Source organism: Melioribacteraceae bacterium, from assembly GCA_019638015.1.
Classification (GTDB): domain Bacteria; phylum Bacteroidota; class Ignavibacteria; order Ignavibacteriales; family Melioribacteraceae; genus JAHBUP01.
Genome location: JAHBUP010000001.1, coordinates 1689095 through 1709472 on the forward strand (window position 1 = coordinate 1689095; position 20378 = coordinate 1709472).

19 protein-coding genes are annotated in these 20378 nt (G+C 33.4%); 15 read left to right on the forward strand and 4 right to left on the reverse strand.

The features are described 5' to 3' along the window. The first annotated feature begins 14 nt into the window (after positions 1-14). The 6 genes from KF816_07040 to KF816_07065 all read left to right on the forward strand — a co-directional run bounded on the left by KF816_07040 (position 15) and on the right by KF816_07065 (position 6025). Positions 15-407, forward strand: coding sequence for an Hsp20/alpha crystallin family protein (locus KF816_07040; GenBank protein MBX3007768.1), 393 nt, complete (start codon positions 15-17; stop codon positions 405-407). A gap of 104 nt (positions 408-511) precedes the next feature. Beyond that, the gene (locus KF816_07045; GenBank protein ID MBX3007769.1) at positions 512-2494 is read left to right on the forward strand and encodes a M1 family metallopeptidase; all 1983 of its coding nucleotides are present in this window, start codon (positions 512-514) and stop codon (positions 2492-2494) included. Further along, positions 2491-3393: a hypothetical protein gene (locus tag KF816_07050; GenBank protein ID MBX3007770.1), complete on the forward strand. Its 903-nt coding sequence runs from the start codon at positions 2491-2493 to the stop codon at positions 3391-3393. Before KF816_07045 ends, KF816_07050 begins: the two co-directional genes overlap by 4 nt. A gap of 105 nt (positions 3394-3498) precedes the next feature. Next, on the forward strand, positions 3499-4071 hold the full coding sequence (gene def / locus KF816_07055) for a peptide deformylase (protein ID MBX3007771.1): 573 nt from the start codon (positions 3499-3501) through the stop codon (positions 4069-4071). A 3-nt stretch (positions 4072-4074) separates the two neighbouring features. After that, entirely contained in the window at positions 4075-5034 is a 960-nt protein-coding gene (gene fmt, locus KF816_07060; GenBank protein ID MBX3007772.1) for a methionyl-tRNA formyltransferase, read from the forward strand. 13 nt (positions 5035-5047) lie between these two features. Next, complete coding sequence (locus KF816_07065) at positions 5048-6025, forward strand: cysteine synthase family protein (protein ID MBX3007773.1); 978 nt, start codon at positions 5048-5050, stop codon at positions 6023-6025. A 9-nt stretch (positions 6026-6034) separates the two neighbouring features. On the opposite strand, the gene KF816_07070 is transcribed toward KF816_07065, so the two are convergent. Both KF816_07070 and KF816_07075 read right to left on the reverse strand, forming a co-directional pair. Beyond that, positions 6035-6346 (reverse strand): hypothetical protein, encoded by a 312-nt coding sequence (locus KF816_07070; GenBank protein MBX3007774.1) that lies wholly within the window; start codon positions 6344-6346, stop codon positions 6035-6037. Between the two features lies 1 nt (position 6347). Then, a complete protein-coding gene (locus KF816_07075; protein MBX3007775.1) occupies positions 6348-7799 on the reverse strand; it encodes an acyl-CoA carboxylase subunit beta in 1452 nt (483 codons plus the stop codon). 318 nt (positions 7800-8117) lie between these two features. Between KF816_07075 and KF816_07080 the strand changes: the two genes are divergently transcribed. The 9 genes from KF816_07080 to KF816_07120 all read left to right on the forward strand — a co-directional run bounded on the left by KF816_07080 (position 8118) and on the right by KF816_07120 (position 14535). Then, the gene (locus KF816_07080; GenBank protein MBX3007776.1) at positions 8118-9440 is read left to right on the forward strand and encodes a PLP-dependent transferase; all 1323 of its coding nucleotides are present in this window, start codon (positions 8118-8120) and stop codon (positions 9438-9440) included. Positions 9441-9447: 7 nt separating this feature from the next. Beyond that, positions 9448-10191: a peptidoglycan editing factor PgeF gene (gene pgeF / locus KF816_07085; GenBank protein MBX3007777.1), complete on the forward strand. Its 744-nt coding sequence runs from the start codon at positions 9448-9450 to the stop codon at positions 10189-10191. Next, positions 10181-11092 carry an EamA family transporter gene (locus KF816_07090; GenBank protein ID MBX3007778.1) on the forward strand — a complete coding sequence of 304 codons (912 nt, stop codon included), beginning with the start codon at positions 10181-10183 and terminating at the stop codon, positions 11090-11092. The genes pgeF and KF816_07090 overlap by 11 nt, the downstream gene beginning before the upstream one ends. 117 nt (positions 11093-11209) lie before the next feature. Next, positions 11210-11632: a lipocalin family protein gene (locus KF816_07095; protein ID MBX3007779.1), complete on the forward strand. Its 423-nt coding sequence runs from the start codon at positions 11210-11212 to the stop codon at positions 11630-11632. 80 nt (positions 11633-11712) lie between these two features. Further along, on the forward strand, positions 11713-12081 hold the full coding sequence (folB, locus tag KF816_07100) for a dihydroneopterin aldolase (GenBank protein MBX3007780.1): 369 nt from the start codon (positions 11713-11715) through the stop codon (positions 12079-12081). Next, positions 12071-12574 (forward strand): 2-amino-4-hydroxy-6-hydroxymethyldihydropteridine diphosphokinase, encoded by a 504-nt coding sequence (gene folK, locus KF816_07105; GenBank protein ID MBX3007781.1) that lies wholly within the window; start codon positions 12071-12073, stop codon positions 12572-12574. Before folB ends, folK begins: the two co-directional genes overlap by 11 nt. A gap of 3 nt (positions 12575-12577) precedes the next feature. Next, positions 12578-13225, forward strand: a complete 648-nt coding sequence (locus KF816_07110) for a deoxynucleoside kinase (GenBank protein ID MBX3007782.1) — start codon at positions 12578-12580, stop codon at positions 13223-13225. After that, positions 13225-13428: a hypothetical protein gene (locus KF816_07115; protein MBX3007783.1), complete on the forward strand. Its 204-nt coding sequence runs from the start codon at positions 13225-13227 to the stop codon at positions 13426-13428. The genes KF816_07110 and KF816_07115 overlap by 1 nt, the downstream gene beginning before the upstream one ends. 9 nt (positions 13429-13437) lie before the next feature. Further along, a complete protein-coding gene (locus KF816_07120) occupies positions 13438-14535 on the forward strand; it encodes a glycosyltransferase family 9 protein (protein MBX3007784.1) in 1098 nt (365 codons plus the stop codon). Here KF816_07120 and KF816_07125 read toward each other — a convergent pair whose 3' ends face one another. Both KF816_07125 and KF816_07130 read right to left on the reverse strand, forming a co-directional pair. After that, the gene (locus KF816_07125) at positions 14536-16416 is read right to left on the reverse strand and encodes a PAS domain S-box protein (GenBank protein MBX3007785.1); all 1881 of its coding nucleotides are present in this window, start codon (positions 16414-16416) and stop codon (positions 14536-14538) included. It abuts the gene before it with no gap. 8 nt (positions 16417-16424) lie between these two features. Then, positions 16425-20228: a hypothetical protein gene (locus KF816_07130; protein MBX3007786.1), complete on the reverse strand. Its 3804-nt coding sequence runs from the start codon at positions 20226-20228 to the stop codon at positions 16425-16427. Between the last annotated feature and the right edge of the window lie 150 nt (positions 20229-20378).

The following is a 20378-nucleotide window of genomic DNA, read 5'->3' on the forward strand; positions in this document are numbered from 1 at the left end:
TAATGGAGGAAAATATGTCAGAAAATAAAGAAGTAATGCAGGTAACACAAAAAAGATCATGGGAAGAAGCTCTTGAGAAAGAAGCTTGGCTTGCCCCCTTGGCAGATATTTATGAAACACAAGATGATTTTTTCCTTGTTTCTCAAATGCCGGGTGTTAATAAAGAAGATGTAAAAATTAAACTGGAAGATGGTCATCTTATTTTAATGGGTAGAATTGACTACAACTCAGCTTCCGATAGAAAATATGTTTTAAAAGAAACTGAGACCGGAAATTTTTATAGAAGATTTAAAATTTCTGAAAGTATTGATGATCAGAAAATTGACGCCAACATGGAGAATGGAATACTAAAAATTAGGCTTCCAAAACATGAAAGAGCTAAGCCTAAAACTATAACAATCAAATAAAATCTTTTATTGGGTGAGCACATGCTCACCCTTTTTTTTGTTGCTAATATGAGCCAACCAGTGTTTAAAATTGCATCAAAGAATTGATGTTATTAAGTTTAAATATGAAACAAACACTGATAGTATTTTTTCTTCTAATTTCATTTGGATTAATTCTGCAATATGCTGATACCCAAAATGAATCAAAAATTGCTCCTCAAATAAGTTCTGCAGGCTATTCCAAGGGATTGTTGTTACAAGAAAAAGAGAAAATTGATCATTCGCATAAATATGACTTATATGTTGACTTCGACCCTGCGCAAAAATTAATTTCAGTTAATGAAGTAATTGGCTGGAAGAATAATACTCAACATTCCACAAAAGAACTTTATTTCCATTTTTACGCTAATGCGTATAAAAGCGAAAGAACACAATTCTCAAAAGGTTATGGTCTAAAATCAGAAGATGAAAAAACTGAGATTGAAGTTTTAGATTTTAAAATTAATAATGCTAATGCCACACTAACATTCCCCGACAAAATCAACGGTATAGATGGTGACAGCACTGTCGCAAGAGTTGATTTGCAAGAGATTCTGCATCCAGGAGACTCGGTATCTATTCAAGTTAATTACAAATTAAAAATTCCCAAGTGTGTTAAAAGATTAGGATATGCCGCCGGAAGAGAATTTTATTTCATCTCTCAATGGTTTCCAAAATTAGGAGTATTTGAAGAGGGGAAATGGGTGTGTAATCCTTATTTACCCTACTTAAATTTTTATTCAAACTTCGCCGATTATTCAGTTAATATTTCTCTACCAAAGGATTTTGAAATTGCTTCAGCTGGAAATCAAGGGGAAGTTGTAATAAGTGGTGGTAAAAAAAATGTAAAAATTGAGCAATCAGGCGTTCACGATTTTGTATGGATGGCGTCCAATGAAATAATGGCAAAAAGTAATTTTTACAGACGGAAAGACAATTCATTAATTGAAATAAAATGTTTTGTTCAGCCAGAAAGAGAAAATTACTTTGATAGATATTTTGAGTCAGTAAAAAATTGTTTGACTTACTTTGAAGATAATGTTGGGGTTTATCCTTATCAAACAATAACATTAGTTGATGTGCCGAGGACAAGCAATTCAGGAGGAATGGAATATCCAACTCTATTCACTGTGAGTGCTGAATTATTTTCACCATTGAACACTGGTTGGCCAGAATTTTTAGTTGCTCATGAATTTGCTCACCAATATTTTCAAGGAATATTAGCCAACAATGAAGTAGCTGAAGCATGGCTTGATGAAGGTTTTGCTTCATACGCGGCAACAAAAATAATGGGTAAATACTACCCTAATGTATTTGAGTACTTTAAAATTGCAGATCATATTCCCGTATTCGGGATCAATTTTTTTTCTTACCAAGGTATTCCTATAATATACACTCTGGTCGATATTCAAAAACCGGCCGGGTTTCAAAGTGCAGTTTCCTATTACCGCAATACAAAAATTGGTAGCGTTCTTGATTCCTCTCACAAGCATCTTTCTCGAAGTGCATATGTAATTAACTCCTATAGTAAACCGGAATTGGTTCTTCATACTTTGGAAAATTATATTGGCAAAGATGCGATGATGAAAATTTTGAAAGATTATTATCTCAATTACAAATTTAAGCATCCAAAAGCGGCTGACTTTTTTGGCATTGTACAAAATAATGTTAATGAAGATATGGGCTGGTTCTTCAATCAATTTTTAAAGAGCTCTAATACTTTTGATGACAAAATTCAATCATTGAGAAAAATAAACAATGAAGAATGGGAAGTAATTGCCGTCAGAGATAATTCGGGGATATTTCAAACAGAAGTTGTATTAATTACTGAAAAGGATACTTTGGTTAAGCACTGGGATAGTGATGAATCTTGGAAAGCATTTTACTTTAAAACAAAAAATGAGGTGATTGCGGCTTCAATTGATCCGCATAGAAAAAATTTGCTGGATATTAATTTTTCCAATAATTCAAAAACTGTTGATATCCAAATTGCTGCATCTCTTTCTTTATCAATGCGGTTATTTTTTTGGATTCAAAATGCTTTGATGATAATGGGAAGTGTGGGATGATTAAACATATTAATTCAATACTTCTGCATGGAATGAGAACAATTTTTCATAATGGGAAGTTTGTCCTTTTATTATGGACTTTTAATCTGGCATCGGCGTTAATTTTGGCGGTCCCAATTTATAATATGCTGTTTGATAATCTTGGCACATCCTTAATGAGCAAAAACCTAATCGAACAATTTGATCTTTTATGGTATGCACAGCTAAGAAATTTATATTCAATTCATTTTGATCAGTTAACTACAAGCATTTATGCTGTTACAGCAATTTATACTTTTATCCAAACATTTTTTGTGGGCGGTTTGATATCAATCTTTCATTTGCCCGAAAAGAATCACATGGTCGACTTTTTTTACGGAGGGGTTAAATATTTTTGGAGGTTCGCCAAAGTGTTGGTTATTTGTGTACTTCTTCTTTTTATTGCATTTGAAATAAATTATTACCTTGGAGAATTAATTTCATTAATCTATAGTGAATCTGAAAATGTAACTGGTGATTTTATACTAAAATTGATCCGTTATATAATGCTAATATTTTTTATAGGTGTGGTAATCATGATCTCCGACTATTCTAAAGTTAATATGGCTGTTCATGATAAAACCAATGTTCTCGTAACCATAATTGATTCAATAAAGTTTATTTATCGAAATTTTTCCAAAGTGTTTGTCGTCTTTTTATTAATATCACTGCTTGGGGCACTTGGGGTTATTATTTACAATGTGCTTGGGAAACTAATTCCTCGAACTCCTTCTTACTATTTAATCATTTCAATAATATTGCAACAGATGCTCATAATCTTTAGACTGTTTATAAGGATGTTTTTCTTTTCAACCTCAGTTTCAATATTTAAAGATCTCGACGCTAAATTTGTAAATGCCGAAATTGAAAAAGGTGGATAAATATCCTTAAATTATTTTAGCTAACCGCATCTATTAATTGCCTTTTTTATTATTTTAGCGCAAATTTTAGTGGAATTTGTTTTTAAAAAAATTAGGAAGATTAAGATGTCGATAATACCAATCACAGTATTCGGTGATAAAATCCTTCGTCAAAAAGCGAAGAAGGTTATGGCTGTTGATGATGATATAATAGTTAAAATAAAGAATATGTTCGATTCTATGAGGAATGCAAGCGGAATCGGATTAGCCGCAAATCAAGTAGGATATAATGAATCTATTTTTGTGGTCGATTTAAAGGGGTGTGAAGGCTATGAAAAATTTAAACCTATTGTTATGATTAATCCTGTAGTGGTGGAAGAATCGGATGAAAAAATTGTTATGGAAGAAGGTTGTTTAAGTCTTCCCTCAATCCGCGCAGAGGTTAACAGACCAAAAATTATCCAGATAAAATATTTGGATACGGATGAAAATGAGCAATTGATTGAAGCAGATGAACTGTTCGCGCGTGTTATTTTGCATGAGTATGATCATCTGTTAGGTAAGATGATTCCAGATCGTGTCGAAGAATCTTTGAGAGAATCATTAAAAGGTGATTTGATTAAAATTCAAAATCGTGAAGTGGAAACCGACTATCCCATAACAGAACTGGGCCAGAGCATTACGAAGCAGAGGCAGTGATTTATGAAAATAGTTTTTATGGGTACTCCCGATTTTGCCCTCCCATCATTAAAAAAAATTAATGAAAGTAAGCATACCTTGGAAGCGGTTGTGACTGCCCCCGATAAAGAAAGGGGGAGAGGTAAACTAATTTCATCAACACCAATAAAAGAATATGCCGTTAATAATAATCTTAAAGTGTTTACTCCAGAACAATTAAATGATTCTAAATTTATTTCAGAACTGATCGAAATTAAACCTGACCTCATTGTTGTGGTTGCTTTTAGAATTCTCCCTAGAGAAGTTTATAGAATTCCAAGATTAGGAACATTTAATCTTCATGGTTCACTGCTTCCCAAATATCGCGGTGCGGCGCCAATACAATGGTCCTTAATAAAAGGAGAAACTAAGACTGGTGTTACAATATTTTTTTTGGAAGATAAAGTTGATACGGGCAACGTAATATTAAAGAGGGAAGTAGAAATATTACCAGAAGATAATTTCGGATCTTTGCATGATAAAATGATGGTCATTGGGGCTGATGCTGTTATGGATACTATCCAAATGATTGAGGCAGGTAATTATTCATTAGAAATTCAGGATAATACCAAAGCATCTAGTGCGCCAAAAATCACAAAAGAATTATGTAAAATAAACTTTGCTGATTCAGTTCGTAATATTCACAACTTGATTAGGGGACTTGCACCATACCCAGGAGCTCTTTTCACCTTAAATGGCAAAAACTATAAGATATATGGTTCTACTTATATTGAAATGAATTGTGATGAATTTGTGCAGATGAAAATTATCGGGGGTGCTGAGATTAAAAAAATTTTAATTAATGAATTTGAATGTGAACTCATACATTCAAAAAGTGAAATTTTTATTAAAAATAAAAATGGTATTCTCCAAATTCTGGATATTCAACCTGAAGGGAGGAGAAGGATGAAAGTCACAGATTTTCTAAGAGGATATTCATTATAGAGATAGGTAAAGAATGAGAAACTGTAAGTACGAAAATTTAATTGATACAATCGGTAGAACTCCGATTGTAAAATTGGGCAATATTTCAAAAGGATTAAAAGCTACCATATATGCGAAGCTCGAATTTATGAATCCTGGCGGAAGCATTAAAGATAGAATCTCAAAATACATGATTGAGAAAGCGGAGAGAGAAGGTAAAATTAAACCGGGAGATACAATAATCGAAAACTCATCGGGAAATACTGCAATGGGTCTCGCTATCGTATGTAGGCATAAAGGATATAATTTAAAAATTGTAATTAGAAATACTACCAGTCGTGAAAAAATAAAAATGCTAGAAGTTCTTGGAGTTGACGTAATTAAGGTAGACGCAAGCCTTCCTCCCGAGCATCCAGAATCATATAACAATTACGCTTCAAATTTAGCGATGCATGATCCCAACCTCTATTATATAGACCAACACAATAATCTTGATAATAACGAAACTCATTATGCTACCACCGGTCCTGAAATCTGGGAACAGATGGAGGGGGAGGTTGATTATTTAATTGGAGCTGTGGGTACAGGAGGCACAATCACCGGTGCGGGAAAATATCTAAAAGAAAAAAATCCCAAAATTAAAATTATTGGGCTTGATCCATATGGTTCAGTATTTTATGATTGGTACAAAAACAAAGTTTTAGTAAAACCCCACAAATACTTAATAGAAGGGATGGGAGATGAATTTATTATTCCCACTGCCCAATTTGAATATTTAGATGATATGTATAAAGTTGAAGATAAGAAAGCAATTGGGTGGACAAAAAAACTAGCTTATGAAGAGGGGATATTGAGTGGCGGATCGAGTGGCGCAAATATTTATGGAGCTGTTAAACTTGCTAAAGAAATTGACCGGGAAGCCAATATTGTTACAATTATTTGCGATTCAGGTTACAAGTATTTTTCTAGTATCTACAATGATGACTGGTTAACGACTAATCAAATGAAGTAAAAAAAATTGCTATTCGAATTCTAAAATTAATTCTCCCTTGGCAACCCTTTGTTCGCTGCTAACAAAGCACTCTTTTATTTTTCCATCATCGTGTGCGAATACAGTATTTCTCATTTTCATAGCTTCGAGAACAAATAGAGGGTCACTCATTTTTACTTTCGACCCCTTTTTTACGTATATCTCTCTAATTGTCCCCGGAATAAAAGCCGTAATTTTTTTCGGGTCTTTTTTAGTAAAGACTTTTCTGTTGAGATACTTTTTTGTCAGTTTAGTTTCATATACAGTAGTATCTATAACTAATTTTTCGTTAAACTCTTCCATATTAATTGGGTGGAATTCCATGTTTTTTGAATGGTCGAACTTCATGTTTATTAGCTGCAACTTTTAATGAATGAATAATTGCATCTCTTGTTTTATCCGGTTCAATCACCGAATCAACGTGTCCATTTGCTGCGGCTACATAGGGATTAGCAAATTTTTCAGTATACTCCGCTACTTTTAATTTTCTCATATCATCAGGATTTTCGGCTTCCGAAATTTCTTTTTTAAATATAATATTTGCGGCTCCTTCTGGTCCCATTACTGCAATTTCTGCTGTTGGCCATGCAAAAACAAAATCGGCACCGAGATGTCTCGAACACATTGCAATATATCCACCGCCATAAGCTTTTCTCAAAATAACTGTGATTTTTGGAACAGTGGCTTCACTATATGCGTAAAGAATTTTTGCCCCGTGTCGTATTACTCCTGCATACTCCTGATCAACACCTGGCAGATATCCGGGTAAATCAACCAAAGTTACTAGGGGAATATTGAACGCATCACAGTATCTTATAAATCTGGCGGCTTTATCTGATGAATCTACATCCAGAACCCCTGCAAGTACTAATGGCTGGTTGCCGACTATCCCAATCGTTTCCCCACTAATTCTAGCAAGACCTATAACAATATTCGATGCCCAATCAGCTTGAATTTCAAAAAAAATAGAATCATCAATAAAAGACTTAATAATGTCTCTTACATCGTATGGTTTATTAGCCTCTGCCGGTATTATTTTTTCGATATCAAATTTTGCTCTAGGTGGTTTTGGAGGATATACCACAGCTTTCTTTCTATTATTCCACGGAATAAAAGTGAATAATTGTTTGATCTGTTCAAAACATTCTTGTTCAGTGGTTGCAAAGAAATGAGCATTACCGGTTATTTCTGTCTGAACTCTAGCCCCCCCTAAATCTTCCATCGAAATTTCTTCACCAAGAACAGTTTTAATTACTTCGGGGCCGGTAATGAACATTTTCGAAATTTTATCAACTACAAACACAAAATCGGTAAGGGCAGGGGAGTAAACTGCTCCACCCGCACAAGGTCCAAGTATAACAGATATTTGTGGAATAACCCCTGAAGCCAATGTATTTCTATAAAAAATTTCACCGTAGCCAGCTAACGAATTTACTCCTTCTTGGATTCTAGCTCCCCCTGAGTCATTTATCCCTATTAAGGGCATCCCCATTTTAATTGCGTGATCCATTACCTTAGTAATTTTTCTAGCGTGCGCTAAACCGAGAGATCCGCCGGCGACAGTAAAATCCTGCGCAAAAATACAAACTGGATGACCTCCAATTGTTCCGGTGCCGGTTACAACTCCATCAGCATTAAGTGTTTTTTTCTCCATATTAAAATCGGTGCATTTATGCTCAACAAATAAATCGTATTCATGAAATGAACCTTCATCCAATAATGTTTCTACCCGCTGCCGTGCAGTTAGTTTACCCATTTGAATCTGTTTTTGGAGAGCTTGCTCGCCTCCACCTGTTACTGCCTTTTTAACACGACTAATAAAATCTACGATCTTATTTTTGAACCACACATTGCATCCAGTTTATTTTCTAAAAAATTTATATGAACGGGTCTAATTCCAATTTTTAAGGTGGTAAAGTTATAAAGTTTGATTCAATTTCCCAAGATGAAATTATCTTGTTTAAGTTTAATCAATAACTGTGATTATGTTGAATATTAAATAATGGAGTTAATATTTTGTTAGAATCAGAAACTCAGTTTCACTAATTTTGAATCAATAAAAAATGAGGCAAGGATGTCTGACAATAAAAAAAATAAAAAGGAATTAGGTGCAGCCGAGGAAAAATATTCTCTGGAAACGAGATTGATTTATGGAAAGTCGATAACAGATAAATGGGATTATTCTCATCATGTTACTGCGCCGATTTCCTCATCAACAACATTTAGACTTGACTCGGTTGAAAGGGGCGCGCAAGGATTTATGCAATTTGCCAATACCGAATTATTAGGAGATAACGCCCCAATTCTTATTTATGACCGTCTAGGTGAACCAAATAAAGATATTCTAGAGGAGAATTTGGCACATGTAGAAAAAGGAGAAACCGCGGTAAGTTTTTCAAGCGGGATGGCTGCCATTTCTGCTGTGCTTGGATGCTTAACCTCCGCTGGTGATGAAATAATACGCCATTCTACTCTATATGGATGTACAATAAGCCTGTTCAACAATTGGTATCCAAAATACAAAATAAACACTCCGGTGGTTGATTTAACAAACATTAATAATTTTTTCAGTTCTGTTACGGAGCAGACTCGTGTTGTTTATTTAGAAACACCTGCAAACCCTAATCTAGAGATAATTGATTTACAAGCTTTAGTTGCGGCAGTAAAATCTGTTAATGAAAAGAGAGATGAGAAATCGAAAATTCATATTGTTGTTGATAATACATTTTCAACCCCATTTTGTCAGCGTCCATTAGAGTTTGGAGTCGACTTTGTCGTTCATTCTTTAACGAAAGGAATTGGGGGTTTTGGTACTGACATGGGAGGTGTGGTAATAGGTAAGAAAAAGTGGCGGGATATTTTGTTACTCTATCGTAAAGATTTTGGTGCAGTTCTAAACACAAAAAGTGCATGGGCAATATTAACTTATGGATTACCAACTTTGCCAATCCGACAAAAACAGCAAATTCAATCCTCATTAATGATAGCCGAGTTTTTAGAACAGCATCCAAAAGTTGAATTTGTTAATTATCCCGGCCTTAAGTCATTCAAGTTTTATGAGACGGCAAAAAAACAAATGGTGGATTTTGAAGGAAATTTTGCTCCGGGAAGTTTGATCTACTTTGTGTTGAAAGGAGATTCCCCTGCCGAAAGTAAGGAGAAGGGGGGCAAGTTTATGGATTATATTGCTAATTCAGCTTATACTATGACTTTAGCTGTGAGCCTTGGACATACAAGAACTTTAATTGAACATCCAGCCTCCATGACTCATTCAGTCATTCCTCCAGAGAAATTAGCTGAACACGCGATTGATGCAGGCGGAATTAGACTTGCACTTGGGCTTGAAAACGTGAATGATATAATCATGGATCTTGAAGAAGCTCTTAAGCTCATTTAATTTTTTGATGAAGATAATTAAGAGTTCCATTCTCGCAAAATTTACAGAAGTTATTTTTGGATTTTCAACCAAAATTGGATTGAATAGAAATTCTCCCTATTATTTTAACATGTCATTTAACGTTGGGGATGACAATTTTATTGTTGCAGAAAATAGAGAAGCTTTCTTTAAGGAACTAAATGTAAATAAAGAAGAGGTTTGTTTTCAGAAACAGATTCACTCTGACATTATAACCTATGTTGATCGAAGGGGAAACTGTGGTGATTCAGACGCTCTAATCACTGATAAACCAAACTTAGCTTTAACAATTTCAAGTGCCGACTGCACTCCAGTTTTCATTTACGATTCATTGAATAAAATTGTAGCCGCAATTCATTCCGGATGGCGGGGCACTCAACAAAAAATAACTTTAAAAACTCTGAATAAATTATTTGGTGAATTTAATTCTAAACCAGAGAATTTATTTGTGTTTATTGGTCCATCAATTTCGAAGAAGAATTATGAGGTTGGCCTTGAGGTTGCTCGATTATTTGATAATAAATATGTAAAAGAATCAAACGGTAAGTATTATCTCGATGTATCTAAAAATAATTATGATATGCTCGTGGAATCGAATATACCTGTGACCCAAATTGAGTATTCAAACTTGTGTACATTTGAGGAATCAGAACTCCTTCATTCTTACCGGCGGGATGGTGCGATTTCAGGACGTGCTTTGGGACTTATTTACTGGAGAGACGATGCTTATTAGTGATAATGTAAAAATTAGCAGCGGCTATATAATTTGTTGTTTTATTTGGGGTTCAACTTGGCTCGCAATCCGTCTTGGCCTGGATTCATTTCAACCATTTATTTCGGCAGGACTTAGATTTTCACTAGCTGCAATATTTGTTTTCATATTAGTTCAATACAAAAAAATTGAAATAAAACTCACAAAGGAGTCAATCAAGTTCTATACAATAATGGGTTTCTTTTCTTTAGCAGTTCCATTTGCTCTGGTTTATTGGGGGGAACAGCATATTTCCTCAGGGCTAACATCAATTGTATTTGCTGTATTCCCTTTTTTTGTAATTATTTTCAGCAAAATATTTATTAAAGGGCAAACGATTTATTTATCACAAATAATGGGAATCTTGATCGGATTTTTAGGCATCATATTAATATTTTCGGATAGTCTAAAATTTGAATTGTCAAATTCTGTTTTAGGCATAGCAGCAGTATTACTCAGTTCAGCAATACAGGGTGCAATTTCGGTATATGTAAAAATTAAAGGAGAGCGGTATCATCCTTTGGGGATGAATTTATTTCCATTAATAATTGCTGGCTTAACCATGTTAATAGCGGCTTTTATTTTCGAATCCCCGGCATCATGGAAATTTAATTTGGCTGGAATTGGATCGGTTGTTTATTTGGCTTTATTCGGAACCGTTATTGCGTTTTCAGTTTATTATTGGCTTATAAAAAGAATTAATGTAATACTACTTTCACTTATCACATTAATAACTCCTATTATTGCCGTAATGCTTGGCGTTATTATACTCGGTGAAGAATTATCAAGCCAAGCTATTGCCGGCAGTGTGTTAGTGTTAATAGGGGTGGTTTCTAATAATTTATATTCAATAAAAAAGTATATTTTTGAAAAAAGAAGTTGAAACCTATTGTTGCGGATAGTTAGTCTTATTTGTAAATAGAAAGCCGAATATATTCAGCTTATAAAAAGTTAAAGCGATTTTATACAAAACAGTTTTTCGAACAAGAAAGAGGGAAAAATGAAAAAGTATAATTTTATTTATATACTCCTAATTAGTTTGTTGATAGTTACTGCATGCGGTAAAGATGACAATCCCACCGAATCCAACGGAGATAATTTGGTTGGCACATGGGTGTTAACAAAAATTACAATAGTTTCGGGGGGAAATCTAGAAATTTCACCAGCTACAATTGGGACTAGTGCTACAATAATCATTAGAAGTGACAGAACTTTTACGGCCACAACTACAGATTCAGAAGGAACATCTACAGAAACCGGAACATGGAGTGTTGCTAACGGAAAAATAACTATGAAAACTAATGATGGCTCCAGCGAAGAAATTCCATATACAGTTAATGGAAATAAATTAACAATTGAAACGGTAATGGAAATTGCGGCATTTGGCGAAGTTCAAGCAAAATTGGAATTCACAAAACAGTAATTATTAAATTCTACTGTGGGAAATCAGCAGCTTTTAATTAACTGTAAAATTTTCAAAAATTCGTTACCCGGAATTACTTCATGCTCAACATAATTAAAATAAAGAATGCCTCTTTTTACGCTTATCACGGCGCTTTAAAGGAGGAGCAAAATATTGGTGGAAAATTTGAAGCCGACGTAGATATATTCACTAATTTCTCAGAGGCTGCTAAAAGTGACAACTTAAGTTTAACAATCGATTACACCGATGTTTATAAATTTATCAATAAAATTGTGCATGAAAGGAAATTGTATTTAATAGAGACTCTGGCTACAATTATAGCTGATGAACTCTTGAAAAAATATCCATCCATTCAAAAAATTGCAGTACGTGTACGAAAACATAGTGTGCCCGTTGGTGGTGTTCTAGATTATGTTGAAGCTGAAGTGATCAAAGAAAATGGTGAATAAAGTATATTTGGCGCTTGGGGCGAATATTGGTAACCCAATGCAAAAATTAATGGATGCTTGTGAAATTATTGAGGCGGATGAAAATTGTTCTATAATTAAAACTTCATCTGTATATGAATCAAAACCATACGGGTTTATGGAACAAAGTAACTTTTATAACGCGGTTATTTTTGTTAAAACGAGTTACAATTTAGAACAGATTTTTACTTTTATTAAGAGCGCTGAAAAAATTCTCGGCCGCACTGATCAAAAAATTCATTGGGGCCCGCGTGAAATAGATATTGATATTCTTTATTATAATAACTTAATTTATACCAGCGATATTCTAACTGTTCCACATAAAGAAATATTGAAAAGAGATTTTGTACTGATTCCACTAATTGAAATTTGCGGCGATTTCTATCACCCAGTTTCAACTGAACCTCTGAATAAAATTGATATTTCTTCATTAGAACAAAATGTAATCAGAAAACTTGATAATAAATTAATATAAAAAGTGAATGATATAAGATATATTGCAATTGAGGGAGTAATTGGAGCAGGTAAAACTTCTTTAGCTCAAAAACTTTCTGAAAGGTTAAGCGCAATTTTAATTCTTGAAGAGTTTGAAGAGAATCCATTCTTAGAAAAATTTTATGATGATAGAAAGCGATTTGCTTTTCAGACACAGATGTTCTTCTTGATCAATAGATATAAACAGCAGCAGCAGATGAATCAGCAGGAATTATTTGCCAAACATATTGTAACCGACTATATTTTTGACAAGGATAGAATATTTGCGTACATGAATCTCAATGGTGAGGAATTAAAACTTTATGAAAGTTTATTCCCACTGCTCGAAAGAGAGATACCAAAACCCGATTTGGTGATATTCCTTCAGTCGAGTATTGATCGTCTTGTTTCAAATGTAAAATTAAGGGGAAGAAATTTTGAGAAAAATCTTACCCGCTCTTACTTAACAGAATTATCAGAAGCATATAATAATTTTTTCTTCAAGTATAACAATACCCCATTGTTAATTGTAAATACTTCGGAAATAGATTTTGTGAATGACGACGATGATTTTGATGAACTTTTTAAACAAATATTTAGAGAAGACAGGGCATTTATAGAGTATTTTAACCCTGAAGTTAAAGGAAAATAATGTTCAGATTATTAGTATGGGGAGTTGTTTTTTATTTCATTTATAAAGCAATAAAAGTTTTGATGAAGGCTATAATACCAAACTCGAATAATAATTTTTATAAAAATAGAAATGAGAAGAAAACAGAAGCCGGAATTAATAAGAAAGATATAATTGAAGCTGAGTTTGAAGAGATTCCTCAAAACGATAAAGACAAAAATTAGCTGTTAAAAATGTCTAATTCGAAACCTCACAAAAAAATAATAACAAAGCTTATTCAAATACTACTAGCAGCCAAAGACACTCCTTTTGGACAACCAAATAAATTTAAAAGAGTACTAATAATTAGGCAGCATAATCAATTTGGAGATATGCTTGCCAGTGTGTCACTCTTTAGAGCGGTTAAAGAGACATATCCAAATGTATCGCTTACCATTATTGCAAGTCCCGAAAACTATTTCGCCATTGAGAAAAATAATTTAATAGATGAACTTGTTGTTTTTGACAAGAAAAATCTTAAAAATCCATTATATATTGCAAAATTTTGGAAAACCCTGAGAAGGGGATATGATTTTGCAATTGTCCCCGCAACAGTTGCAATCTCAAATACTAGTTGTATTCTTGCGGCTTTAAGTAGATCAACTATTAAGTTTGGACCCTTATCATTAGGAGGAATTGGTAATCCGCTGGCTCCAGTATTCAATTTTAAAATTAAGTTGGATTGGAAAAATTATCCCGACGCTCATGTTTCTGAATTTATATTAGATATTGTTCGCCCATTTGGAATTAGTACAAAAAATTATCTATCATCAATTAACTTCGACAGATATGATAAAGAAATGGCGGAAAAATTTATTAGTACTTTAAGAAAAGGTAATTTAATAATTGGATTACATGTTGGAGCAGGGAAGCCTCAAAACAGATGGGATTTAGAAAACTTTACTGAGTTAATAAAATTTCTGCAGCAGAAATACAGCGCTTCATTTTATTTTACAGGAAGCAGTGCCGATAGGGAACAAATACTATTCATGAAAAATAAGTTTGGAGAAACCACAGGATATTTTATTAACAAAACGATAGCTCAATTGGCGGCAGTTATTTCTCTGACTGACATATTTATTACAAATGATACCGGAGTAATGCATGTTGCCGGGGCAACTGATGTTGCCCAGATTTCATTATTTGGCCCTACAAATCCATTTAATTGGGCACCTATTGGTAAGAATAAATTTTTTTTAAGAAAATCCGATTTTGTGAATGATATTACAACTGAGGATGTAGTTAATTTAATTGATGTAATTCGAGATTCGCAGAGTGAAAGGAAATATTAATTATTGATACTTAGGAATAGTAAAAATAAATTTTGTACCATTTCCTTCAATACTTTCTACCCAGATTTTTCCCTGCAATTTATTAACAATTTCAGCGCATAAAATTAAGCCAAGCCCGGTGCCAGTTTCTCCCGATGTACCTTTAGTGGAAATATGAGAATCGATTTTAAAAAGTTTTGATATTTTATTTTGCGCAATGCCCACTCCAGAATCCTCAACAGTAACTTGAAGGAATTGATCTAAAATATCGGCGCTTATCTTAATAATTCCTTTATCGGGTGTAAACTTTATTGCATTGGAGAGCAAATTATCTATTACCGCTTCGAACATTCTAATATCGCCATAACCAAAAGTCTCAGCGGCTATTCGATTTTCAATCGAAATATGTTTGTTGTCTGCGTTCGGTTTGTGAAGCTGAGATATAGTATTTACAACTTTTTCTATATCTATCTTCTCTTTTCGGTATTCAACGCGACCGGTTTGAAGCCTGGACCATTCCAACAATTGTTCTATAAATTGGAAAATATTTCTCGTTGTGGAATGAATTCTATCTATGAAGTCATTTTTTTCTTCTTCAGATAAATTGGGGAATTCATCTTTTAGTAATCCGGTGAATCCAAGTAAACCTTGAAATGGACTTTTAAGATCGTGAGCTATTATTGAAAAGAAATCATCTTTCGATTTATTTAATTCTTTCAATTCTGCTTCATAATTTTTGATATGTGTTATATCACTAATTATTGTAAATATTCTAAATGGTTTACTGTTGCCCGCGGAATACTCGGGGGTAGAAGATAATGTCAGCCATTTTTCATTTCCAGTTTTGGAAAAACGTATCCTTAGAAGTATATCTTTAACTTCTTTGCCGGTTTTGAGGGCTACGTATGGGGGTAGTTTCTCGCGTGGTACTTCTGTCCCATCCTCAAAAAAGAATTTAAATCTCGAATCAAAGATATTTATCTGAGAAAGTTCCTCCTCTTTTATATCAAAAATTTTACAAACTGCTGAATTAAATGAAAGTATATCTCCATTAATATCGTTATAGAGAACACCCTGGCTCATCGATTCAAAAAGGTTACGGTATTTTGTTTCACTGGCAATTAAACCTAATTCAGATTGCTTTCTCTCTGTGATATCTCTAAAAATAAGAACAACTCCGGTGAGGGTGCCAGCTTCGTCACGGATAAGAGTTGTGTGCTCCTCAATCATCATTAATTCGGCATTGCGTTTTAGCAGAAAGGCTTCATTATAATTTTTCTGAGGATATGGATTATTTAGAATTGTTATAACGGGGTTTTCTATTGGATTATAAGTTTGGGGATCGACCAAATGAAAAACATGATCAATTCGCTTGCCCTTCAGAGTATCTGAGTCGAGACCCAAAATTTGTTCAGCCTGTTTATTAGAATATTTAATTATTCCATCAGAATTTGTAGCGAGAATTGCATCCCCGATGCTGCGAAGAGTTGCGTTAAGCCATCGTTCACTCTCCTTAAGTTTGGCCTCCATTTTTCTACGGTTGAGCGCAACTACAATTGTGCTTTCTAGCTCTCGTGTTTCAAATGGTTTCACCAGATAGCCGTAAGGTTCGGTATGTTTAGCTCGTGATACGGTGGTATGATCGCCAAACGCGGTTAAATAAATAACCGGGATATCAACTTTAGATCTGATTGCTTCAGTGGTTTTAATACCATCTAAATCGCCACTCAGATTTATATCCATAATTATTAAATCAGGTCTAAGCGAAACCGCTTTTTCGTAGGCTTCCCATCCAGAGGTGGCCGTTCCAACTACATCGTAACCGCTTCTTTTTAATCGATGAGCAATTTCCATTGAAATTATCTGCTCATCCTCTACTAAAAGAACTTTTGCGTTATTCATTTATCATTTTACTTAGAAGGAAACTCAATTATATATCTCGTACCCTTCTCTCTTTCAATTTTAATTGTTCCCTCAATCTGATAAACTAACATTTTTATAAGATTGAGCCCTAATGTTAATTGTTCTTGCTCAAAATTAATGTTTTCTGGTATACCAATTCCATTATCATCAAAAATTAATTCATAATTATTTTGTTTAATCAGACATGAAATCTTAATGATCGGATGTTCAATTTCCGCAGATTTTGGGAATGCATATTTTAATGCGTTCGTAGTCAACTCATTTAAAAGAAGACCGCAGGGTATTGCTCTATCTAAATCTAAAAATACATTTCTAATATCAATTTCCATATTAATGTCATTAGAAAAACTAAAATTATCGATGAGAAAACCAGTTAATTCTCTTACGTATATATTGAAATCGAGATGCGATAAATCAGTCGATCTATAAATCCTTTCATGGATTAATGACATTGTCCTAATTCGATTAAAACTTTCGGTGAGCGATCGTTTAATCATTTCATCATCCGATTGAGATGCTTGCAGAGATAAAAGGGAAGTGATGATTTGTAAATTATTTTTTACACGATGGTGTATTTCCTTAAGCAGTACTTCTTTCTCGGCTATTGAATCCTTCAATAGTGATTCTGCAATTCTTCTTTCTTCTTCAACCGCTAATGCAGAAGCAACTATACTTAATAGTTTAGAATCTTCTTCAGTTAGTTTCTTTTTGGTTTTAAATACGGCTCCTAATGATCCTCTTTTAGAACCGCCAAATGCTACAGGTATTCCTATAAATGTAACCAGATCATAATTAACAACATTTCTATCTGTTGAGGCGTATCTTGTAAGAGACAAATCTTCATAGTAAACAATTTCATTTGAGTTAAGGTTAATAAGGTCTGTGCAAATATGACCATCGGGCTCATCAATCATCAAAAAATTATCTGGTAGGTTCCATGAAGCTACAGTAACCAATTTTTTATCTTTAATACAATCATAAATTGTGGCATCGGCATTTAATTCCTCCCCTAAGAGTTTAACTAATTTATTCATATTGGAAACAGGATCAACTCCAAAACTGATCAAACACTCATTTAACTTTTTAAGCCTTATCTCATATTTTTTTCTGACGGTTATGTCATTTGTCATCATAATCGCTTCTACTGGTGAGCCAACCCGGATTACTGGACTAAAGGTTAATTCGTAATATTTAGTATCCTTAGAACCAAAAATTATTTCTTCTGTAACACTTTGTCTCTCATCAAAAACCAGTTTTATAATTCTGTCTATTTTTATGTTAAGATCAGGAAACACTTCACGAATATTTAACTGGTTCTTGTAATTAATATTTAACTTTTCTTGAATTTTACTTTGAAACTGGATTTCTCCTTTTCTATTGAAACTAATTATAACACTTGGGGTGTTGGAAATGATTGTAGTAAGCCGTCCCTCGGATTCTTTGAGCAAATGAGTTCTGCTTTCTACTTCTGATTCGAGAAGCGTACTGTATCTTTTCTGTGAAAAATATTTAAATAACAAAAATGCTAAAGTTAATAAGCCTAAACTTACTATCACAAAAAACCACCACTGTGAATAGAAAGGGGCTTTAATAGTTATTATACCGGATTTCAATACATTACTCCATTCCTCAGATGGATTCCTGGATTTAACAAGCAGTTGATAATCACCAGGAGGAATATTCGTGTACCTAATGCTGCTTTGTCTTCCTAGATCAACCCATGATTCATCGAAGCCGGATAGAAAAACCTGGTACTCAATATTTTTTTCATTAACAAATGAAATCCCTTGAAATGAAAAAATGAGTGAATTATGATTGAAAGGTATTTTTAGTGGATTATTAAGATTAAAAATTGTTCCATTGCTTAGTTCAACATAACCAAGCTCAAGTTTTACATTTGATACACTTTCGAATTGTTCAAGATCGATGCATGATAATCCTCCTTCAGTACCTACCCATAATCGATTATGAGAATCGATAAACATTCCACCACGGTTTGTTTCCCTTGCGGATAAACCCGCTTCCATACTTATCTTTAAAGTATGTTCTCCTTTCCATTTAATTACACCATCAGATGAACCAATCCAGATATTATTGGAACGATCTTTTAATATAGAATATGTTGGACGATCATTCACATAGTTGTTTAGTTTGAGCAAAGTTATTTTGTTATCAGCAAATTTCGCCAATCCACCATTAGTAGCTATTAATATTTCTCTCTCGTTTACTCTAAGTAGTGAGAATTGATTATTTACTTTGAAATCATCGGAAGTATAATGCTTGAAATTTTTTTTTGAATCTATAATTAATAATCCATGACTCGTCGCCGCATAAAGTGTATTGTGTTCATCAAATAATATATCTCGGATGATTGAAACGTCCTCGGGTGTCTTTGAATTATAGACAATTAGTTTGTGATCAACAACTTTATATATTGTATTACTTGATGCAGCAAATAACTCACCTTTATTGTTTTTAGAAACAACGCTCACAGGAGATTTCTTTACCGGGAGAATCCATTTTATTGAATAGTCTGGGTTTAATTTCCCTAGTCCTAAATAATTGCCGGCTATCCAAATCTGATTTAAGGAATCCTTTACAAATCTTAAAAAACGTCCATTAAAAAAATCTTTAGTAATTAAATTTTCAATCGAGAAAGATTTGGCACCGGTTTCGTCTAAAATTGAATAACCGAGATTATGCCCAACTAAAAATTTGTTTTTTCTTAACTCAATAATCGCGGTGGATTCATTTTCGAGTAACCCAAAATCTTTATAATAATTCTGTACTTTGTAATTTGAAAGCTTCTCTATCCCTCGAAAACTCCCAAACCAAATATTATTTTCGAAATCCTTAAAGGCACAATATGCTCCGGTATTTATAAATCCTAATTTTGGATTTAATTCTAGCAGTTTATTTGTTTGCAGATTCAACTTAAATTTTTCGAGCATCGAGCCGTAGTAAACTTTATTATCACTATTATAGAGAATAAAAAAAGAGTTCAATGAAGGAATAGATTTTAATTTTTGAGTTTTATGTAAAAAGTGGATTTCGTTTTTTCTAACTTCTCCTATCCATCCGTTGCTTAATACCCATATAGAGCTTTCATCATTCTTCGAGTTTTCTTCTATATGAATTGCCAAGATTTGTTTCGATAGTTCATCGGGTATTGAATTCAAAATCAATTTTATCGAATGATCAAACGGATTCAACTGATAAAGCCCTTGAGAGGAACCTATGATAAAATTGTATTTATCTTTTCTAATTGCGAATATTTTTGATTGACTATCGAAATTTGGGATTACTACCTTTTGCCATTTCCCATTTTTATAAAATTGAATTTCATCTTTAAAAGCCGCAGCTATTATGTATTGGTTGTTGTAATAAGTTACATCAAATCCAATAAGTTCCTTCTTGCTTTTAATATTGTTGATTCTTGAATCGGTTACAAATTTATGATTCTTATAAAGAGCAAATCGTCCTTGATGTTCGGAAGAGTAAAGCCAAATAGAACTATCCTGCGCCAGTCTGATAAATAGAATTCTCTCCTGGTTAAGCTGATTAGTTTTACCCAAATTATGCCATGATTTCCCATCATAAATCGAAAGTCCCTTATCTGTAGCAAAATACATTCTTCCACTATGATCCTGAAGAATATCATAAACGGTATTGCTAGAAATTCCATCTTCTATTGTGTAGGTTTTTAATGGAATTGATTGTGGATAATGATTTGAATTAAACAGAGTAAAAGAAATTATAATGAAACCAATAGCGCTTAATTTGGATTTCATAAAAACTCGAATTAATATATGTGCGGTTGAATTAGTTTTCGTTTGTGGATAAGATAAAACTAAATCGCAATTGAAGCCAACTATTTTTATATATTTCTAAAAAGATAATTCGACTCATATTTTGCTTTTTTTAAGCATTGGTAATTATAT